This is a genomic window from Burkholderia metallica (assembly GCF_001718555.1).
GTDB classification, from domain to species: Bacteria; Pseudomonadota; Gammaproteobacteria; order Burkholderiales; family Burkholderiaceae; genus Burkholderia; species Burkholderia metallica.
Genome location: NZ_CP013403.1, coordinates 2,382,982 through 2,401,212, shown reverse-complemented (window position 1 = coordinate 2,401,212; position 18,231 = coordinate 2,382,982). Strand labels below are relative to the sequence as shown.

Sequence of the window (18,231 nt, the reverse complement as noted above, 5' to 3'; positions counted from 1 at the left end):
CGCCAGCCGCGAAGATCGGGATTCGCACGGGTAGTCACGCGCCGGGAAATCGCGGTATCACCGGGGCCATGCTGTCGCGCGACAGTGTCAGGACGACTTTATTACGTCGTGCTTTCGGTTCGTGCCGCGGAGCCGGCGTGGCCCGATGCTTGCTTGCAACCAGGGCAAAGAGCCCGGCAATTGACCGGAACGATTCCCCGGAGGAGACGATGCGCGAAGACGTAGAGCAGGCGGCCGGGTCACCGGCCGCGCATCCCGCTGGCTGGCCCGCGCCGTCGATCCAGAAGGCCCACGAGCGCTCGGAGACGTTCGGCCTGCAGGTAACGGCCCGGCCCGACTACGATGTGCTGTCGAACTCGGCGCTGGTGCTGAAGCGCGAGCAGAGCCGGGTGCTGTGCGTGCACGCGATGCCGGTGATGGAGACGTTGCACGAGCAGATCGTCAACACGCAGAGCATGATCGTGCTGACCGATGCGGAAGGGCTGATCCTGCATTCGATCGGCGACGACGATTTCCTGCGCCGCGCGGAGAAGGTCGCGCTGCGCCCGGGCGCGAACTGGGCGGAGAACCGGCAGGGCACCAACGCGATCGGCACGGCGCTGGCCGAGCTGTGCCCGATGGTCGTCCACGGCGACCAGCATTTCCTGGCCGCGAACCGCTTCCTGACCTGTTCGAGCGTGCCGATCCTCGATCCGTATGGCGATGCGATCGGCGTGCTCGACGTGACAGGCGACCACCGTGGCTATCACCAGCACACGATGGCGCTCGCGAAGATGTCGGTCCAGATGATCGAGAATCATCTGTTTACGACGACCTTTCAGGAAACGCTGCAGGTGTCGTTTCATGGGCGCCCCGAATTCCTCGGCACGCTGATGGAAGGGATCGTCGCTTTCACCGCCGACGGTCGCTTCCTGTCGGCCAATCGCAGCGCTCAGTTCCAGCTCGGCATGCCGCTCGCTGCGCTGCGCGCGCACACGCTGTCGTCCCTGTTCGACGTCACGAGTGCGCAACTGATCGACCGTATGCGCGCGAACACGGACCGGCACCTGACGCTCAATCTGGGCAACGGCGCGGTGGTCTGCGCGCGCGTGCACTTTCGCCGCGTGACGCTCGCCGAAGGCAGCCGGCCGACGGACGTGCACGACGCGGCGCAGGCCGCGCGCGCGAACGCGGCGCCCGCTCCGGCGGCGGCCAAGTCGGCCTGCCTGTCGCGGCTCAATTATCTCGACACCGGCGATGCGCAGGTCGCCAGCGTGATCGCGAAGGTGCGCAAGGTGATCGGCAAGGACATCCCGATCCTGATCACCGGCGAGACCGGCACCGGCAAGGAGCTGCTCGCCCAGGCGATCCACAACGACTCGCCGCGGCGCGATGCACCGTTCGTCGCGGTCAACTGCGCGTCGATTCCGGAGACGCTGATCGAGTCCGAGCTGTTCGGCTACGAGGAGGGCGCGTTCACCGGCGCGCGCCGCAAGGGGGCGGTCGGCAAGCTGCTGCAGGCGAATGGCGGCACGCTGTTTCTCGACGAGATCGGCGACATGCCGTATCCGCTGCAGGTTCGGCTGCTGCGCGTGCTGCAGGAGCGCCTCGTCAACCCGCTCGGGTCGACGAAGACGATCGCGGTGGACATCGCGATCATCTGCGCAACGCACCGCGATTTGCGCGACATGATCGCGCAGAACCGTTTTCGCGAGGATCTCTACTACCGGTTGAACGGCCTCGTGGTGCGCCTGCCGCCGTTGCGCGACCGCACGGATCTCGAGGTCGTCGTGCAGAAGATGCTGCAACGGGAAGCGTTCGCGAGCCCGGGCCGGCCGCCGCTGTCGGTCGCCCCGGACGTGATGGCGCTGTTCGAGCGCTGCGCGTGGCCGGGCAACTTCCGCCAGCTCGGCAACCTGCTGCGCACGGCGGCCGCGATGGTCGACGACGATGGAGAAATCCGGCGCGAGCATCTGCCCGACGACTTCTTCGACGACCTGCGACGCGACGATGCGCCGGCCGTGTCCGATCCGTCCGCCGCGGCGAGCGCCGGACCCGGCGTCACGGACGCGTTCCCGCCTGCCGACGCGCGGCTGCAGGACGTGGCCGCGTCGGCGATCGCCGCGGCGCTGGCCCGTCACGGCGGCAACGTCTCCGCCGCGGCGCGCGCGCTCGGCGTATCGCGCAACACGATCTACCGGAAGATGCCGACGGTCGACCCGGAGCGCCACCCGTCGGACGAAAGCTGACACGCGGGCCACGCGGTATCGGCCGTCGCGCGGCGCGCGACCTGTCACAACCGGTGTGCCAAGTTGCAACACCGGTGTTCAACGTTTCAACACCTGCCTCCCCCCGGACGCCGCGCGCGGTCGGGGCGGCGGACTGCATTCGCGCGAATCGTGTCGGCTGTTCGTAAGGTCGGCGGCCCGATGCCCGGATGATGGCCGCAGGCCGCCGCCTGGCCGCGAAAGTGCGACATCGGCACGCTCCTTGCTGATGAGGAACCGACCGCATGATTGCCGCGGTTGTTCGACTCACCCAGCAACGCATCAACTCAACAGGAGACACACCATGCAGTGGACGACACCGTCATACACCGACCTGCGCTTCGGCTTCGAAATCACGATGTACATCGCCAACCGCTGATCGCCGTGCGTGCCGCCCGTTTCGCCGTGGTCGGCGCGGGCGGCCTCGGGAGCTGACGCCCATGAAGATCAAGATACTCGGCTCGGGAGCCGGCGGCGGGCTGCCGCAATGGAACTGCAATTGTGCGAACTGCCGCCGTGCGCGCAGTGGAAGCGGCCATGTGTTGCCGCGCACGCAGTCGTCGATCGCGGTCAGCGACGACGGCATCGACTGGGTCCTCGTCAACGCGTCGCCCGACATTCTTGCCCAGTTGCGCGCCGATCCGGACCTGCAGCCGGCGCGCGCGATCCGCGACAGCGGCATCGCGGCCGTCGTGCTGTGCGACGCGCAGATCGATCACGTGACGGGCCTGCTGATGCTGCGCGAGCGATCGGCGCCGTTGCCGCTCTACGCGAGTGCGCCGGTGCTCGACGATCTGTCGACCGGCTTGCCGCTCGTGCCGCTGCTCGGCCATTACTGCGGCGTCGCCGCTCATACGATCACCCCCGGCGAGGCGTTTTCGGTGCCGGCGGCGAGCGGGATTCGTTTCACCGCGATTGTCGTCGACAGCAAGCCGCCGCCTTATTCGCCGCGGCGCGCGTCGGCCGCACCCGGCGACAATATCGCACTGTCGATCGAAGACGTCGCGAGCGGGCGGCGCGCGTTCTATGCGCCGGGGCTCGCGGCGGTCACCGACGACGTGCGTGCTGCGATGGACGGCGCCGATCTCGTGCTGGTGGACGGCACGTTCTGGACCGGGACCGAGATGATCGATCTCGGCTTGTCGGCCAAGCACGCGGCCGACATGGGGCACCTCGCGCAGTGCGCGGAACACGGGCGGCCCGGCATGATCGACTGGCTCGATACGCTGCCCGCGCAGACGCGCAAGGTGCTCACGCACATCAACAACACGAACCCGATTCTCGATCCGCATTCCGTCGAGCACGCGCACCTGCGCGCGCATGGCATCGACGTCGCTCACGACGGCATGCAATTCCAGGTCTGACGATGAACGCACCGATCCCCGCTACGGCGTTGCACGCGACGCCCTGGAACGCGACCGAATTCGAGGCGCGACTGCGTGCGCTCGAATCGCGCTATCACATCCATCATCCGTTCAACCGGCGGCTCAACAGCGGCGCATGTTCGCCCGCGCAGATCCGCGGTTGGGTCGCGAACCGCTTCTACTACCAGATCAGCATCCCGCTCAAGGATGCCGCGATCCTGTCGAACTGCCCCGACCGCGACACGCGACGCCGCTGGGTCCAGCGGCTGATCGACCACGACGGGCAGGGCGACCACGAAGGCGGCATCGAGGCGTGGGTGCGGCTCGGCGAGGCATGCGGGCTCACGCGTGCCGAACTGTGGTCGCTCGAACACGTGCTGCCCGGCGTGCGCTTCGCGGTGGACGCGTACGTGAACTTCGCGCGGCGCGCGCCGTGGCAGGAAGCCGTGTGCTCGTCGCTGACCGAGATGTTCGCGCCGCAGATCCATCTCGACCGGCTCGCGGGCTGGCCGTCGCATTACCCGTGGATCGAGCCCGCCGGGCTGCACTATTTCCGCAGCCGGGTGCCGCTCGCGCAGCGCGACGTCGAACACGGGCTCGCGGTCACGCTGGCGCATTTCACGACACCGGATGCGCAGCAGCGCGCGCTCGGCATTCTGCAATTCAAGCTCGACATTTTGTGGTCGATGCTCGACGCCGTCGAAAAGGCCTACCCCCTATGAACGCGATCGAAGCTGCCAGCGGCGTACCGCTGCGCCCCTGCCTCCGGGGCATGTACCGACTGCAATGGGAGGCGGCGCAGGATGCGTACGTGCTCCTCTATCCGGAGGGCATGGTCAAGCTCAACCCGAGTGCGGGCGAGATTCTCGCGCGCTGCGACGGCACGCATGAACTGGACGACATCATCGGCGAACTCGAGCGCCTGTTCAGGCAATCGGATCTGGCGACCGACGTCTACCGTTTCCTCGATCATGCGCGCCTGCGCGGCTGGCTCGACTGACATGGCCCCCGACACTTCACGCCCGTCCGCGCCGCTGTGGCTGCTCGCGGAACTCACGTACCGGTGCCCGCTGCACTGTGCGTTCTGCTACAACCCCGTTGATTTCGCGACGCATGGCGCGGAACTCGACACCGATGCGTGGCGCACGGTCATCAGCGATGCGCGCGCGCTCGGCGCCGCGCAAATCGGCTTCTCGGGCGGCGAGCCGCTGCAGCGCGGCGACCTCGAGACGCTCGTCGCGCATGCGCGCGGGCTCGGCTTCTACACGAACCTGATCACGTCGGGCATCGGGCTGAACGTCGCGCGCATCCAGCGGCTCAAGGAGGCCGGGCTCGACCACATCCAGTTGTCGCTGCAGGATTCGACGCGCGAACTGAACGATTTCCTGACCAGCACGCGCACGTTCGAACTGAAGCGCGGCGTGGCGCGGCTGATCAAGGCGCACGGCTACCCGATGGTGCTCAACTGCGTGCTGCATCGCTACAACCTGCCGCACGTGGGGCAGATCATCGAGATGGCGCTCGACCTCGGCGCCGATTACCTGGAACTCGCGAACACGCAGTATTACGGGTGGGCGATGCTCAATCGCGACCAACTGATGCCGACCGTCGAGCAGGTGCGCGAGGCCGAGGAAACGGTGAACCGCTATCGCAAGCTGGTCGGCGAGCGCTGCCGGATCCTGTTCGTCGTGCCCGACTATTTCGAGCATCGCCCGAAGGCCTGCATGAACGGCTGGGGCTCGGTATTCGTCGGCGTCGCGCCGGACGGTACCGCACTGCCGTGTCACGCCGCGCGATCGCTGCCGGGGCTCGCGTTGCCGAACGTACGCGACCGGTCGCTGAAGGAAATCTGGTACGACAGCGACGCGTTCAACGCGTTTCGCGGCGACGACTGGATGCGCGAGCCGTGTCGCACGTGCGACGAGCGACATGCGGATCACGGCGGTTGCCGGTGTCAGGCTTACCTGCTGGCCGGCGACCCGAAGGAGGCCGATCCGGTGTGTGCGAAGTCCGCCCATCACGGCCAGGTCGAGCAGGCGGTGCAATTCGCGCGACGTGGCACGACGCGCGACGAACAGCCGCTGGTTTTCCGCAGCCGGGAGAATTCGCTCGCGCAATGTGGAGCGACGCCCGACTGCTGACGGCGCGCGACGAACACGACGGCCGGTGCGAACGGGGGCATGGCGCGATGGACTCTGGAGCGATCGATATGCATTCCTATTCATATCGCTGGCGAGGGTCGGGCGGGCAAGGACGGCCGGGCGGCATGCGCATCGTGTTGGCTGTCGCTGCGACCTGTGTGATGCATGCGGGCGTATTCATGCTGCTCGCACGCGAACCGGTGGCGCGCAGCGTGCCCGTGCAACGTCGACTGATGATGGCGATACTGATTGTGCCGGCCCCGGAGGGGGCGACAAGGGCGCCTGTCGCGGCGCCGTCGAAGGCCGCGTCACGCGCGCTGCATCGTGCCGTGCCTGCGGCCCGATCGTCGCAGAGCGGCAAGTCGCCGGCGATGAAACCCGTCGCGCCCGATCGCGCCGGACCGCCGGCCCATGATGCGTCGACGCCGTTACGGCCCGTGCCGGCCGCTACGTCGGTCGAGCGACGCAGCATGCCCGACGACGATCCGAGTCCCAACGCCGGGCAGACGCGAGCCGTCTCGCACGCAATTCCGGCATCCGCGCTGCCGCGCTTCGTCGTGCATCCCGAATGCGTGCTCGCTCCACCCGACTACCCGCCGCAGTCGCTGCGCACGGGCGAGCATGGCACGGCGCTCGTCGAGCTGGAGACCGATGCGGCGGGCAGGGTCGTTGCCGCGCGTGTCGTGACAGGCAGCGGCTATCCGCGTCTCGACGCGGCAGCGCGCGAAGCCGCGCTGGCGAGCCGCTGCACGCCGTACTTGGAGAATGGCGCGCCGTCGCCGATGCGGGCGCGCGTGCCCGTAACGTTCAATCTCGATGAATGACCGGGCACGTCGCCCCCATCACCCATCGTCGGCCTTCCCCTGCAGCCCCTTCAGCCCCTGAATCACGACCAGCAGCGCGCGCCCGTGCTCGTCCGACCCGTCCCATGCGTCGACGATCGCGTCGCGCAGCAGGTCGTTGTAGCGGCGGCGCGACGGCTTCGTATCGACGCCATAGAAACTGCATAGCTTGTTGAATGGCGCGCTGCGGCGCAGCCGCCGCCCGTTCGACAGCCGCAGGCGCGACACGGTCGGCTGGCTGACCCCGGAAAGTCGCGCAATTTCGCTGGACGAACGCGTATCCGCCAGCAGACGGCGCAACAGGTCTTGAACGGGAAAATCTTGGTCCGGGGCTTCCATGCGATGCATTATACCTATACAGTAACGGCTGTTGAATGGGCTTGCTGTCACCAGCGAGGCTGTATCGCGAGAAAGTTGATGACACTGAAACACCTCCCCCCCACGTTCTGCTGGACCAAGATCGGTACCGAGTCCGGCGAGGAACTGCCGACCGTCGTGCTCCGCAAGGAATGGGAGCGTCGGCTCGGGGGCGGACGTTTTCTGTGGGGCATCAACCAGCCGCTCGGCAGCAGCGCGCAAGTCGCCGCGCATCGCACGGGCTCGCTGCTCGCGCTGTTTTCGCCGGTCGCATCGCGCCCGCGCGCAGGCGAGCGGAAAAACATGCTGCTGTGGAATGCATGGATCGACGCCAACGGGCAGGTGCGGCCGTTGCCGCCGCACACGTTCATCGCCAGCCGCTCGACGCTGCCGTCGGGCCGGCGCCGCGAACAGCACTACGCGCTCGTGTGCGCGTCGTCCACCGCGCTGACGGTCGGCACGCAATTGCGCGTGTTTCCCGATCACCTGCGCAGCGTGAGCACCGGCAAGCCGCTCGGTGCCGCCCAGGGCGCGGCCGTGGTCGATTGCGTCGGGCGCGCGAAGGAGCAGACGGGCAAGAGCTATCCGCTCGCGTTGTCGGTCGAGCTCGAAGCGCCGTATTTCGTGCGGCTCGCGCAGCCGTGCGTGCTGAAGGCGCGCGATCTCGCGGAAGTGAACAAGGCCACGCGCGCGGGCGATTTCGATCGCTTCGTCGAGCTCGTCGCGCGCTTGCGCGGCCGCTCGCCGACGGACGCCGTGCGCGGCGTCACGCGCGACCTGTTCGACGTGCCGCCGATCGAAACGGCGGCAGCGTATGTTGCGCCCACGCATGTCGCACGTTTGCGCAACCGGCCGGCGGCCGAGCATCCGCGCGATCTCACCGGCGACCTGTTCGACCTGTCGCCGGGCGACGCGGCCGCGTTCGCGGGTCTGGCGCATCCGCGCATCGGGCGTGCATGACGAAACGCGCGCCGCGCGTCGCGCAAGAATTTGTTGCAATCTCGCCATAGCGGAGCGGCGAGCGTAGAGGGACAATCGGCACGAAGCGCGCTGCGCGGCGGCCGATGCGTCGACCCTCGATGGGTCGTGGTTCACGCCGCCGACATGCGCACCACGCACACTGAGCGTCGGCGTGCTTCACACTGCAATCCTGAGGGAGAAGTGTCGATGTCGACCCACATCTGTTCGCGGGAAGCCCAGGCCGCGCAACGCTTCGTCGAAGCCACGCGCAACGTCGATCAGGCGTTTCGCGCCGTGCGCGGCGAAAGCGACGACGACGTTTCGTCGGCCGAATACGCACGCGCGATGTCGCGCCTCGATCGCGCGCTCGACGAGCTGGCGCGTGCGCAGGAATTCTTCGATCGCATAGCCGGCGCCGACACCACCGCGCACGACAACTGATCCCGCGGCGTTCACGCTTTCGCGCGTCGGGCGACGCGCGTTCACCTTCATGCCGGGCATTGCGCCCGGCATGCCGTTCGATCATCCCGTTCCGGCTTCAGACCTTGCGGCCTTCGACCGGATAGCCGGGATCGGTATAGCCGTGCGTCGACGCATGCCCGGGGGGCACCAGCGAATCGACGAACCGTTCGTCGTCCGGGCCGAGTTCGAGCGTCAGCGCGTCGATGTAGCTGTCCCAGTGCGCTTCGGTGCGCGGCCCGGCGATCGTCGAGCTGACGATGCGATTCTTCATCACCCATGCCAGTGCGAATGCAACCGGGGTTGTGCCGCGCGCGGCGGCATGCGCGGCCACCTGCTGCGCGATGTGCAACGATTCGGGCCGCCATTCCGTTTGCCGGATACGCCGGTCGCCGCGGCCCGCGCGCGAATCGGCGGGCGGCTGCGCATCCGTCGCGTACTTGCCGGTCAGCACGCCGCGCGCGAGCGGGCTGTACGGCACGACGCCGATCCCGTAGTGCGCGGCGGCCGGCAGCTGTTCGACCTCGGCCGTGCGATCGACGAGGTTGTACAGCGGTTCGCTCGCGACCGGGCGATCGATGCCGAGCTGGTCCGCGAGCCGCACGATTTCGGCGATACGCCAGCCCTTGAAATTCGACAGCCCGAAGTAGCGCACCTTGCCTTGCCGGATCAGGTCGGCGATCGCGCGCATGCCTTCGTCGAGCGGCGCATCGGTCAGCGCGCGATGGAAATAGAGGATGTCGATGTAATCGGTGCCGAGCCGCTTCAGGCTCGCGTCGACCGATTCCATGATCCATTTGCGCGACTGGCCCTGCCGGTTCGGCCCGGCGTCCGGGCCGGCCGGATAACCGAACTTCGTCGCGACGATCCAGCTGTCGCGACGCGGCGCAATCGCGCGGCCGACCACTTCTTCCGAGCGGCCGGCGTGATACACGTCGGCCGTGTCGATGAAATTGATGCCCTGGTCGAATGCCTTGTCGATGATGCGTGCCGAGGTCGCTTCGTCGGTTTCGCCGCCGAACATCATTGCACCGACACACAGCGGCGACACCTTGAGCGCGCTGCGCCCGAGATAGCGGTAATCCATGGAAGCTCCATGCGGGCGCGTGCCCGCCGGTTGAATGAACGGGGGCGCTTGTCCGCCGGCTTACACGCCGGCTTCGTCGAACACGCGCTGCGCGATCGGCAGCGCCGAGCTTGCGGTCGGCCAGCCCGAGTAGAACGCGAGGTGCGTGATCGCCTCGATCAGCTCGTCGCGCGTGAGGCCGTTGTCGAGCGCTTTTTTCAGGTGGAACGGCAGTTCGTTGATGCGATACAGCGACACGAGGCTCGCGACCGTGACGAGGCTGCGATCGCGCGGCGACAGGCCGGGGCGCTGCCACACGTCGCCGAACAGCACGTTGTCGGTGTAGTCGGCGAGCGCGGGGGCGATGGCGCCGAACGCTTTGCGTGCGGCGGAAGTCGGTTCGGACATCGAGGGCTCCGGTGGCGGTTGGGGAACCCCGACGATGGTAGCCGCCGCTGCGCGTGTCGATAATCCCCGGCAAACCGCATGCACTTATCGACCCGGCTCATGAATCGCGGCGCCGACGCGGCGCCTCGACCGCTCATGCGCGATAGCGCAGCGCGTCGACGATCACCGCGAGCGCGCGCGACGACTGCCGCCGGCTCGCGTAGTACAGGTGATGGCCGGGGAACGTCGGGCACCAGTCGTCGAGCACGCTGTCGAGGCGGCCGGCGGCGACATGCGGCGCCGCGAGTTCGGCGGGCACGTAGGCGAGCCCGTAGCCCGCGAGCGCCGCGTCGAGCGTTTCGTAGGTGCCGTTGAAGGTGACCTGTCCGTCCACGCGCACTTGCAGCACGTCGTCGCCGCGCGCGAGTTCCCATGCGTACAGCCCGCCGTGTGTCGGCAGGCGCAGGTTGATGCAGTCGTGCTCGACCAGATCCTGCGGCGACACGGGCCGCGCACGTTCCGCGAAATACGCGGGCGCGCCGACGATCGCCATTTTCATGTCGGCCGAGATGCGCACGGCGATCATGTCCTTCGCGACCTGGTCGCCGAGCCGCACGCCGATGTCGAAGCGCTCCGCGACGATGTCGGACAACCCGTAGTCGTTCACGAATTCGACCTTCAGGTCGCGATAGTCGCGCAGGACCGGCGCGAGCTTCGGCCACAGCAGCGTGCGGATCGCGAAGTCGGTCGCGTTGATGCGCACGGTGCCCGCGGGCTGGTCGCGCAGCTCCGCGAGCGCCGTCAGTTCGGCGTCGATTTCGTCGAAGCGCGGCGCGAGGTTGCGCAGCAGGCGCTCGCCGGCTTCGGTCGGCGCGACGCTGCGGGTCGTGCGCGTGAGCAGCCGCACGCCGAGGCGCGTTTCGAGCGAGCGGATCGTATGGCTGAGCGCGGATTGCGACACGCCGAGCTGGGCGGCCGCACGCGTGAAACTGCGCTCGCGCGCGACGGCGATGAAGGCGAGGAGGTCCGCAAAGTTGTCGCGCGGCATGGCAGGTGTCGGAGGGTCGATGCCAGCGCATCGTACCACCGGGGTCGCCAGCCCGCGATGCGACGGGAAGCGATGCGATGCTTTGCGACGATGCCGCGCGCGTCAGCCGGCGCGCGTCATGTTCGGCGCACGGGGCGCGGGATGGTACGCGTAGCCGCCATGCTGGAACGACATCGCGAAGAACCGCATCTGGTAGCGGATCGCATTCGCCCAGTAGTCCCACGTGTGGCCGCCGGGCCGCTCCGCATAGTCGTGCGGCACGCCGAGCGCGACGAGCCGTTCGTGCAGCGTGCGGTTCGAGCCGACGAACGCGTCGTCGCGGCCGCAATCGATCGTCAGGTCGAGGTGCGCGCGCACGAACGCGCCGGCGCCGGCGACGATCACGTTGCGGTTCCAGAACGACGGATGGCGGCCGGGGTCGCCGAACACGTGGTCGATGCCGGGTTCGTCCGCGCAGCAGCGCGGATCGACCGCGCCGCTGATGCTGCCGACCGCGCCGAACGTGTCGGGCCGGTCGAGTGCGATGCGCAGCGCGCCGAAGCCGCCCATGCTGAGCCCGGTGATCGCGCGGGCGCGCTGCGTCGCGATCGTGCGGAAGTGCGCATCGACGTAGGACACGACTTCGTCGCCGATGAAGGTTTCGAAGCGGCTGCCCGAGTCGAACGGACTGTCGATGTACCAGCTCTCGTGCCCGCCGTCGGGCATCACGAGGATTACGCGGTAGCGGTCGGCCAGCGCGGCGATATGTGTGTTCGACGTCCAGTCGGTGTGGTCGCCGCCCGAGCCGTGCAGCAGATAGACGACCGGATAGCGGTCGCCGTCGCGGGCGCCGCGCGCATAACCGTCGGGCAGCACGACGGTCGCCCTGAGCGTCTCGTTCATCGCGGCGCTGGGGATCGCGACGACCCGCGCCTGGAAGGCGAGAGCGGGGCCGGAAATGGCGACCAGCAGAAACAGCCAGAAGGCGCGTGCCAGATTCATCGATCTTTGCATGTGTCGACCCTGTCCGGCGCCGGGCACCGGGAAAACCCTGTTCGACCGACTCTAGCAACCGCGCCTTTCAGCCATATTTCGGCGAATCCTACGGGTTGTCAGGCGGGCGGCGCGCGCAGGATGCGCTCTGGCGCGCGTCGAGAAACGCATCGGCCGTTCCATCCGCGCACGTCGAGCGTGCCGATGAAACCGTGGACGAAGACGACGGGTGTGGGCTGGGTCATTGGGCGGGAGCGGAAGGAAGGGGCGGCAATGCGAGTTCGGCGAGCAGTTCGTCGAGTTCGAGCACGTGCGTGCGGTCGTGGTCGAGCAGTTCGCGCACGAGTTCGTCGAGCGACATGCGGCGGATGCCGTCGCGCAACCCGCAGCGCGCGAGTTGCTCGGGCGCCAGCGCGGCTGCCGTTGCGCACAGCGCGGCGCGCCCCGTGCGGAACGCGGCGACGGCCGCGTCGAGCGGCTGGGCGAGATAGTCGCGCTGCGCGGCGAGCACGGTGCCGTCGACGGACGCGATCACCGGCAGCTCGAGCGTGCGCACGGCGTCGATGCGAGCGGCGAACACCGCGTCGAGATCGCGCAGGTGGCACGCGTGCTCGACGAGCGAGAAGCCCGTGCCGTCGGGGCGGCGTGTCCACAGCGCGGCCGGCACGTGCGCCGCATAGGCGGCGAGCCGATCGGGCAGGCGGCCCAGCGCGGCGACGACGTCGGCAAACGGCAGCCGTTGCGGCGCGGCGCTGAACACCGCGCCGTAGCTGAACAGCGTGCCGTCGAGCCGCCCGCGCGCCTGCACGACGTCGTGGCCGTGACGGCGCATCACGTCCGCGACCATCGCGCCGCAGAACTGGCGGCCCGTCGTGTCGGCTTCGATTTCGGGGAATTTCAGCGCGATTTCGTGCTGGATCGCACCGATCGCGGCGACGCCGACGCGCGACAGCGCCGCGAATTCCGCGTAGCGCGCGGGATGCGCGATCAGCGCTTCGAGCTGGGCGCCGAGCGCGGTGGCGCGGAAACGGTCGAAACGGGAATGCATGGCGAACGGGCTCCGTCGAGTAACGTGTCAAAACGATACGTTACTCGACGGAGCCCGTCAACCTACCGGTCAGGACGGGCGCGAGTGTCGCGCCCGTCCGTCGCTCAGGACTTCTGCCGGGCGTCGACTTCCGCGCGCATCCGCGCTTCCTGCTCCTGCAGCTCGGGCGTGAATGCGTCGCCGAAATCCTCGGCTTCGAACAGCGGACGGATCTCGATGTCGGAATCGCCGGGCATCGGGTTCGGGCAGCGCTTCACCCATTCGACCGCTTCTTCCATCGATTTCACCTGCCACAGCCAGAAGCCGGCGATGAGTTCCTTCGTTTCGGCGAACGGGCCGTCGACGACGGAGCGGTTCTTGCCGGAGAAATGCACACGCTTGCCGCGGCTGCTCGGGTGCAATCCGTCGGCGGCGAGCAGGATGCCGGCTTTCACGAGTTCCTCGTTGAAGCGGCCCATCTCGGCCATGAGTTCGGTGTCGGGCAGGCGGCCGGATTCGGAATCGGCGGTGGCTTTGACGATGACCATGACGCGCATTGTCGAGTCTCCTTGAAAAGGTGTGAAGGTATCCGCCGCAGGGCGACGGCAAATCGATCGGTTACGACACTACGACGCGCGGCGGCGACGCGAATCGACATCGCGGCAGAAAAAAATCAGCGGTGATCGGAACGGGGCGAGAGCGCGTCGCGCCGGCAGTGCGTCATGCCGCGCCGGCATGCGCATCGAGCACGCTGCGGATCCGCGCGGCGAGTTCGTCGCGCCGATACGGCTTGCCGAGCAGCATCACGCCCGGGTCGAGCCGCCCCGCATGAAAGATCTCGTCGTGCGTATAGCCGGACGTGAACAGCACGGGCAGCGGCGGCTTGCGCCGCGCGGCGCGGCGCCCGAGTTCGCCGCCCTTCACGCGGCCGGGCATGATCACGTCGGTAAACAGCAGGTCGATCGGCGTCTCGCTGTCGAGCACGCGCAGCGCGGCTTCGCCGTCGGAAGCCGTGATGACCTTGTAGCCGAGCTGCGCGAGCATGTCGACCACCGTCAGGCGGACATCCGCATCGTCCTCGACGACGAGGATGGTCTCGCGGCCGCGCACCGCGTCGTGCTGCGGCGTGCGGGCGGGTTCGTCGGCCGCTTCGTGGCAGCGCGGAAACGTGAGGCGTACGGTCGTGCCGCGGCCCGGCGTGCTGTCGATCGACACGTGGCCGCCGCTCTGCTTGACGAAGCCGAACACCATGCTGAGCCCGAGCCCCGTGCCTTCACCGTTCGGCTTGGTCGTGAAGAACGGCTCGAACGCGCGCTCGAGCACGTCCGCCGTCATGCCGGCGCCGGTGTCGGCGATCTCGAACACCACGTATTCGCCGGGCGGGATCGGCGTGCGGCGTGTGCCCGGCGTGTCGACCGGATGGGTGTCGTTGTACGCGGCGATCGTCAGCGTGCCGCCGCCCTGCATCGCATCGCGCGCATTGATCGCGAGGTTCAGCAGTGCGTTCTCGAGCTGGTGCCGGTCGGCGAGCACGTTGCCGACGTCGGGCGACAGCGCCGGGGCGATCCGGACCGTTTCGCCGAGCGCGCGCCGCAGCATCTCGCTCATGCCGTCGATCAGCCGGCGCGGGTTCAGCGTCGTCGGCGAAAGCGGCTGGCGTCGCGCGAAGGCGAGCAGGTGCGATGCCAGCTGCGCGCCGCGCCGCACCGCGTTGTTCGCGCTCTCGATCCGCGGTTGCGCGCTGGCATGCTCGCCGAGTTCGACCGAGAGAATCTGAAGATTGCCGCTGATCACCTGCAGCACGTTGTTGAAGTCGTGCGCGATGCCGCCCGTCAGGCTGCCGATCGCTTCCATCTTCTGCGCGTGACGCAATTGCTCCTCGATCGCCGCGCGCTCGGCGATCGCGTCGGTCACGCGCTGTTCGAGCGTTTCGGTCAGGCTGCGCAGCTCGGCATTGGATGCCTGGAGTGCCGCTTCCGCGCGATCGCGATGGCGCGTGGCGAGCACGCGTTCGGTGGTTTCGACGACGACGGCGAGCACGCCGCCCGGCGCGCCGTCGTCGTCGGGCATCGGGCTGTAGTGCAGATCCATCCAGACGTCTTCGGGGCGGCCGCTGCGCAGCAGCACGAGCGCCTTGTCGCGATAGGTCAGCGTGCCGCCGGCGAGGCACGTGTTCATTACGTTGCGGTTGAAATCGGCGACCTCGGGCCAGCCGAGTTCGACCGGCTGGCCGAGCAGATAAGGGTGGCGGCCGCCCGCGAACCCCGCATACGCGTCGTTGTAGATCATGTAGCCGGGGCGGTCCCACAGCATTACCAGCGGCAGCGGCGACGCGAGCACGATGCGCACCGCGGCGACGAGGCTGGCCGGCCACGCGTCGAGCGGGCCCAGCCCGGTGGCCGCCCAGTCGAACGCGGCGATGCGCCGGGCCATCTCGCCCCGCCAGCCGGGGCAAGCGTGATGCTGTGCGAACAACTCGACCTGCATGGAAGCGCTCCGGTGAGGACAGGCGGCCGCGGGCGGCGCGGCCAATCGTGAAAGCGTGCTCCATTTTAGTGCGGATCGGCCCGCATGGCGGCGCGTCGGCCGTCGCGGAACCCGTCGCCAAAACTGATATGCTGATCCTCACCACGTTCACGCGGAGGGCGCCATGGCTGCTAAGGAAGTGTCGAAGAAGAAGTACCTGAAAATCCTGAACAAACGCTTGCGCGCGGAACCGGCCGCCCCGGCCGGTGCGTCGTTCGTCTTTTTCCCGCCGGGCGCGAAGGCGAAGCACGCGACGGGCGTCGTGTCCGCCGACGTGCGCAGCAAGCGCGAACTGGCGGTGATGGCCGCGGTGCATCGCAAGGCGGCCGAAGAGTTCGTCGTCGCCGGCGCCTGACCGGCATCGGCTGCACCCCAATCGAAGGACGGCCGCCGCCGCGTTTGACTACACGGCGGCGGCTTCGCAATGAGCGATCGCCCCGGCGAGCACGCGCGGGATGTCGTGCGTGATCGCCGGGCCGTGCATCGGCAGGATCACGTCGAGATCGAGCGCCTGGATTCGCCGCAGCGCATTCGCCAGGTGTGCGAGCGAAGGCAGGTAGTCCGAGCGGCGGATCGAATCGACGATCGCCGGCAGCGGGTCGTCCGCCGCCTCGTCGCCGAAGCGCATCAGGATGTCCGACGACAGCAGCGCCTTGTATGCCGGCAGGTACACGACCAGCGCATCCCATTGATGCACGTGCTTCGTGAAGACCGGCACGACGTCCACCCCTGAAATCGTCGTCGGCTCGCCGTCCTTCAACGGCTCCGCGCGCACGCCGAAGATATCGGCCAGCCCGTGCGTGCAGATCGGATGCGCATACGCGACGAGCGCCGGATTGGCCGCGAGGAAATCGGGCAGCGCGCCCATCTCGTCGACTTCGAAATGCGGAACGATCACGCTGCTCACCCTCGACGGCGCGATGCCGACGGTCGCGAGACTCGCGGCCAGTTGCGGAAAATTGGCACGCGTGCCCGTTTCGATGCAGACGACGTCGCCGTCCGGCGAGCGGACGAAGAACTGGCTGAAGCCGAGCTTCAGCTTGTCGACATAAGTCGTTGCGCGAAACAGGCCGCTGCGGATTTCTTCGATACGGGCGTGGTCCATCGATGCCATCCTTGCGCGGGCAGTGGGGGCCGGACACCGCCGTCGCGCGATCGCCGCGATGTATCCGGGGCCGCGCGACGCGGTGCCACGATGCAGTCTAGCAGCGTCGGTGCACGCACGAATCCTGTCAGGTCATGCGGCAGCAGTCGCCGCCGGGCGTGGCGCCGAACGCCGCGCCGGCCGTCGGGCACCTGCGGCGATCAGGACACGTTGTCGGCTGCCGGCGCGTAGCGGCCGCCGCCTGCTTCGTCGCCTGCCGCGAGCTGTTCGAGCGCGAGCCCCTTCGTCTCGATCCCGAGCGTCCACACGGCGATCGCGGCCGCGACGAACGACAGCGCGCCGAGCGTGAACACGCCGCCCTGGCCGAACACCGGCAGCACGACGCCGACCACGTAAGGCCCGATCAGCGAGCCGACGCGCCCGATCGCCGATGCGAAGCCCGAACCGGTCGCGCGCGCGCCGGTGCCGTACAGCTCGGGCGTGTACGTGTACAGCGCGGCCCACATCCCGAACAGGAAGAACTGCATCGCGAGGCCCGTGACGATCAGCAGTGTCGTGCTGCCGCCGTACAGCGCGCTCTGGCCGTACGCATACGCCATGGCGCCGCCGCCGATCAGCGACGCGATGCAGGTCGGCTTGCGCCCCCAGCGTTCGACGAGCCACGCGGCGCACAGGAAGCCCGGCACGCCGCCGAGCGAGATCAGCACCGTGTAGAACACCGATTTCGTGACCTCGAAGCCGGCCTGCTGCAGCAGCGCGCCGAGCCACGACGTGAGGCCGTAGAAGCCGAGCAGTGCGAAGAACCACAGCAGCCACACCATCACCGTGCGGCGGCGGTACACGCCGCTCCAGATCTCGCGCAGCGCGCCGCGCCCGCGGGCGGCGGCCGGTTCGGCGAGCCGCGACGGCGGCGGCAGCGTCGTGACGCCGGCCGAGCGCATCACTTTCGCTTCGATCGTGTTCATCACCGTGTCGGCTTCCGCGTGCCGGCCCGCGTGTTCGAGCCAGCGCGGCGATTCGGGCACGATGCGGCGCACGACGAGCACGAACACCGCCGGAATCGCGAGCAGCGCGAACACCGTGCGCCAGCCGAACTGCGGCAGCACGAAATACGCGACGACGCCGGCCGTGATGAAGCCGAGCGGCCAGAAGCCGTCCATCAGCGCGATCAGGCGGCCGCGCTTTTCGGTCGGCACGAATTCGGACAGCAGCGTCTGCGCGACCGGAAACTCCATCCCCATCCCGATGCCGAGCAGCACGCGGTAGACGATCAGCGCGTCGACGCTCTGCGCGGTCGAGCACAGGTAGGACGCGGCGCCCCACAGCACCATGCTCCACTGGAACACGGGCCGGCGGCCGAAGCGGTCGGCGAGCAGGCCGGCGACGGCCGCGCCGAGCACCATGCCGAAGAAGCTCGCGCTCGCGACGAGGCCGGCGGCGGCGGTCGACAGCCCGAACTCCTTGCGGATCGAGCCGAGCACGAAGGTCATCGTGCCGAGGTCGACCGAATCGAAGAAGAACGCGATCGCGATGATGAAGAAGATCCGCTTGTGATAGCCGGAGAACGGCAGGCGTTCGAGCCGGGCGGCGGCGGAGGCGGGTGCGGTGGCGGCGGGCATGGCGTCCTCTGAAATGAAAAGGGGCCGCGAAGCGCATGCTCCAGGGCCCCGATGCTTCATCTTCAGTAGACGCGACCACAAACTGCCGCATCAGAGGAAAAGCGCCGCCTGC

General features: G+C 68.4%; 20 protein-coding genes. 10 read left to right on the top strand and 10 right to left on the bottom strand.

What is annotated here, in order from left to right; translation table 11 throughout:
* The first annotated feature begins 209 nt into the window (after positions 1-209).
* The 7 genes from WJ16_RS30225 (at position 210) to WJ16_RS30200 (ending at position 6,575) form a co-directional block, all read left to right on the top strand.
* A complete protein-coding gene (locus tag WJ16_RS30225; protein ID WP_069260641.1) occupies positions 210-2,228 on the top strand; it encodes a sigma-54-dependent Fis family transcriptional regulator in 2,019 nt (672 codons plus the stop codon).
* A gap of 322 nt (positions 2,229-2,550) precedes the next feature.
* Complete coding sequence (pqqA, locus tag WJ16_RS34030; RefSeq protein WP_006485436.1) at positions 2,551-2,625, top strand: pyrroloquinoline quinone precursor peptide PqqA; 75 nt, start codon at positions 2,551-2,553, stop codon at positions 2,623-2,625.
* 61 nt (positions 2,626-2,686) lie between these two features.
* Positions 2,687-3,610 (top strand): pyrroloquinoline quinone biosynthesis protein PqqB, encoded by a 924-nt coding sequence (gene pqqB / locus WJ16_RS30220; RefSeq protein WP_069260640.1) that lies wholly within the window; start codon positions 2,687-2,689, stop codon positions 3,608-3,610.
* Between the two features lie 2 nt (positions 3,611-3,612).
* Positions 3,613-4,332, top strand: a complete 720-nt coding sequence (gene pqqC / locus WJ16_RS30215; RefSeq protein WP_069260639.1) for a pyrroloquinoline-quinone synthase PqqC — start codon at positions 3,613-3,615, stop codon at positions 4,330-4,332.
* Entirely contained in the window at positions 4,329-4,610 is a 282-nt protein-coding gene (gene pqqD, locus WJ16_RS30210; RefSeq protein WP_069260638.1) for a pyrroloquinoline quinone biosynthesis peptide chaperone PqqD, read from the top strand. The genes pqqC and pqqD overlap by 4 nt, the downstream gene beginning before the upstream one ends.
* Position 4,611: 1 nt before the next feature.
* Entirely contained in the window at positions 4,612-5,751 is a 1,140-nt protein-coding gene (pqqE, locus tag WJ16_RS30205) for a pyrroloquinoline quinone biosynthesis protein PqqE (protein ID WP_069260637.1), read from the top strand.
* Positions 5,727-6,575 carry a TonB family protein gene (locus WJ16_RS30200; protein WP_084636131.1) on the top strand — a complete coding sequence of 283 codons (849 nt, stop codon included), beginning with the start codon at positions 5,727-5,729 and terminating at the stop codon, positions 6,573-6,575. The genes pqqE and WJ16_RS30200 overlap by 25 nt, the downstream gene beginning before the upstream one ends.
* A gap of 18 nt (positions 6,576-6,593) precedes the next feature.
* Here the strand turns inward: WJ16_RS30200 and WJ16_RS30195 are convergent, their stop codons facing one another.
* Positions 6,594-6,932: a helix-turn-helix domain-containing protein gene (locus tag WJ16_RS30195; RefSeq protein WP_069260635.1), complete on the bottom strand. Its 339-nt coding sequence runs from the start codon at positions 6,930-6,932 to the stop codon at positions 6,594-6,596.
* A gap of 78 nt (positions 6,933-7,010) precedes the next feature.
* Here WJ16_RS30195 and WJ16_RS30190 point away from each other — a divergent pair, with 78 nt between their 5' ends.
* Positions 7,011-7,910 (top strand): hypothetical protein, encoded by a 900-nt coding sequence (locus WJ16_RS30190; RefSeq protein WP_069260634.1) that lies wholly within the window; start codon positions 7,011-7,013, stop codon positions 7,908-7,910.
* A 207-nt stretch (positions 7,911-8,117) separates the two neighbouring features.
* On the top strand, positions 8,118-8,351 hold the full coding sequence (locus WJ16_RS30185) for a hypothetical protein (RefSeq protein WP_069260633.1): 234 nt from the start codon (positions 8,118-8,120) through the stop codon (positions 8,349-8,351).
* Positions 8,352-8,448: 97 nt separating this feature from the next.
* On the opposite strand, the gene WJ16_RS30180 is transcribed toward WJ16_RS30185, so the two are convergent.
* From WJ16_RS30180 to WJ16_RS30150, 7 genes are all read right to left on the bottom strand, one after another.
* Positions 8,449-9,456, bottom strand: coding sequence for an aldo/keto reductase (locus WJ16_RS30180; RefSeq protein ID WP_069260632.1), 1,008 nt, complete (start codon positions 9,454-9,456; stop codon positions 8,449-8,451).
* Between the two features lie 60 nt (positions 9,457-9,516).
* A complete protein-coding gene (locus WJ16_RS30175) occupies positions 9,517-9,843 on the bottom strand; it encodes a carboxymuconolactone decarboxylase family protein (protein ID WP_069260631.1) in 327 nt (108 codons plus the stop codon).
* Between the two features lie 133 nt (positions 9,844-9,976).
* The gene (locus WJ16_RS30170) at positions 9,977-10,870 is read right to left on the bottom strand and encodes a LysR family transcriptional regulator (protein ID WP_069260630.1); all 894 of its coding nucleotides are present in this window, start codon (positions 10,868-10,870) and stop codon (positions 9,977-9,979) included.
* Positions 10,871-10,972: 102 nt separating this feature from the next.
* Positions 10,973-11,851, bottom strand: a complete 879-nt coding sequence (locus WJ16_RS30165) for an alpha/beta hydrolase (RefSeq protein WP_174920930.1) — start codon at positions 11,849-11,851, stop codon at positions 10,973-10,975.
* A 232-nt stretch (positions 11,852-12,083) separates the two neighbouring features.
* On the bottom strand, positions 12,084-12,890 hold the full coding sequence (locus tag WJ16_RS30160) for a DinB family protein (RefSeq protein ID WP_069260628.1): 807 nt from the start codon (positions 12,888-12,890) through the stop codon (positions 12,084-12,086).
* Between the two features lie 104 nt (positions 12,891-12,994).
* Positions 12,995-13,426, bottom strand: coding sequence for a YciI family protein (locus tag WJ16_RS30155; RefSeq protein ID WP_069260627.1), 432 nt, complete (start codon positions 13,424-13,426; stop codon positions 12,995-12,997).
* Between the two features lie 163 nt (positions 13,427-13,589).
* Positions 13,590-15,356 (bottom strand): ATP-binding protein, encoded by a 1,767-nt coding sequence (locus WJ16_RS30150; protein ID WP_069260626.1) that lies wholly within the window; start codon positions 15,354-15,356, stop codon positions 13,590-13,592.
* Positions 15,357-15,519: 163 nt separating this feature from the next.
* Here WJ16_RS30150 and WJ16_RS30145 point away from each other — a divergent pair, with 163 nt between their 5' ends.
* Entirely contained in the window at positions 15,520-15,750 is a 231-nt protein-coding gene (locus tag WJ16_RS30145; RefSeq protein WP_069260625.1) for a hypothetical protein, read from the top strand.
* Between the two features lie 48 nt (positions 15,751-15,798).
* On the opposite strand, the gene WJ16_RS30140 is transcribed toward WJ16_RS30145, so the two are convergent.
* Entirely contained in the window at positions 15,799-16,500 is a 702-nt protein-coding gene (locus tag WJ16_RS30140; protein WP_069260624.1) for an oxygen-binding di-iron domain-containing protein, read from the bottom strand.
* A gap of 200 nt (positions 16,501-16,700) precedes the next feature.
* The gene (locus WJ16_RS30135) at positions 16,701-18,119 is read right to left on the bottom strand and encodes an MFS transporter (RefSeq protein ID WP_069260623.1); all 1,419 of its coding nucleotides are present in this window, start codon (positions 18,117-18,119) and stop codon (positions 16,701-16,703) included.
* Positions 18,120-18,231: the final 112 nt, after the last annotated feature.

Bases quoted from the DNA above. Each gene is read 5' to 3' on its own strand.
- WJ16_RS30140 (WP_069260624.1), bottom strand. From the start codon at position 16,500: ATGGACCACGCCCGTATCGAAGAAATCCGCAGCGGCCTGTTTCGCGCA.
- WJ16_RS30190 (WP_069260634.1), top strand. From the start codon at position 7,011: ATGACACTGAAACACCTCCCCCCCACGTTCTGCTGGACCAAGATCGGT.
- WJ16_RS30200 (WP_084636131.1), top strand. From the start codon at position 5,727: ATGTGGAGCGACGCCCGACTGCTGACGGCGCGCGACGAACACGACGGC.
- pqqC (WP_069260639.1), top strand. From the start codon at position 3,613: ATGAACGCACCGATCCCCGCTACGGCGTTGCACGCGACGCCCTGGAAC.
- pqqD (WP_069260638.1), top strand. From the start codon at position 4,329: ATGAACGCGATCGAAGCTGCCAGCGGCGTACCGCTGCGCCCCTGCCTC.
- WJ16_RS30175 (WP_069260631.1), bottom strand. From the start codon at position 9,843: ATGTCCGAACCGACTTCCGCCGCACGCAAAGCGTTCGGCGCCATCGCC.
- WJ16_RS30180 (WP_069260632.1), bottom strand. From the start codon at position 9,456: ATGGATTACCGCTATCTCGGGCGCAGCGCGCTCAAGGTGTCGCCGCTG.
- WJ16_RS30225 (WP_069260641.1), top strand. From the start codon at position 210: ATGCGCGAAGACGTAGAGCAGGCGGCCGGGTCACCGGCCGCGCATCCC.
- WJ16_RS30155 (WP_069260627.1), bottom strand. From the start codon at position 13,426: ATGCGCGTCATGGTCATCGTCAAAGCCACCGCCGATTCCGAATCCGGC.
- pqqE (WP_069260637.1), top strand. From the start codon at position 4,612: ATGGCCCCCGACACTTCACGCCCGTCCGCGCCGCTGTGGCTGCTCGCG.
- WJ16_RS30165 (WP_174920930.1), bottom strand. From the start codon at position 11,851: ATGAATCTGGCACGCGCCTTCTGGCTGTTTCTGCTGGTCGCCATTTCC.
- WJ16_RS30195 (WP_069260635.1), bottom strand. From the start codon at position 6,932: ATGGAAGCCCCGGACCAAGATTTTCCCGTTCAAGACCTGTTGCGCCGT.
- WJ16_RS30185 (WP_069260633.1), top strand. From the start codon at position 8,118: ATGTCGACCCACATCTGTTCGCGGGAAGCCCAGGCCGCGCAACGCTTC.
- WJ16_RS30145 (WP_069260625.1), top strand. From the start codon at position 15,520: ATGGCTGCTAAGGAAGTGTCGAAGAAGAAGTACCTGAAAATCCTGAAC.
- WJ16_RS30135 (WP_069260623.1), bottom strand. From the start codon at position 18,119: ATGCCCGCCGCCACCGCACCCGCCTCCGCCGCCGCCCGGCTCGAACGC.
- WJ16_RS30160 (WP_069260628.1), bottom strand. From the start codon at position 12,890: ATGCATTCCCGTTTCGACCGTTTCCGCGCCACCGCGCTCGGCGCCCAG.
- WJ16_RS30170 (WP_069260630.1), bottom strand. From the start codon at position 10,870: ATGCCGCGCGACAACTTTGCGGACCTCCTCGCCTTCATCGCCGTCGCG.
- pqqB (WP_069260640.1), top strand. From the start codon at position 2,687: ATGAAGATCAAGATACTCGGCTCGGGAGCCGGCGGCGGGCTGCCGCAA.
- WJ16_RS30150 (WP_069260626.1), bottom strand. From the start codon at position 15,356: ATGCAGGTCGAGTTGTTCGCACAGCATCACGCTTGCCCCGGCTGGCGG.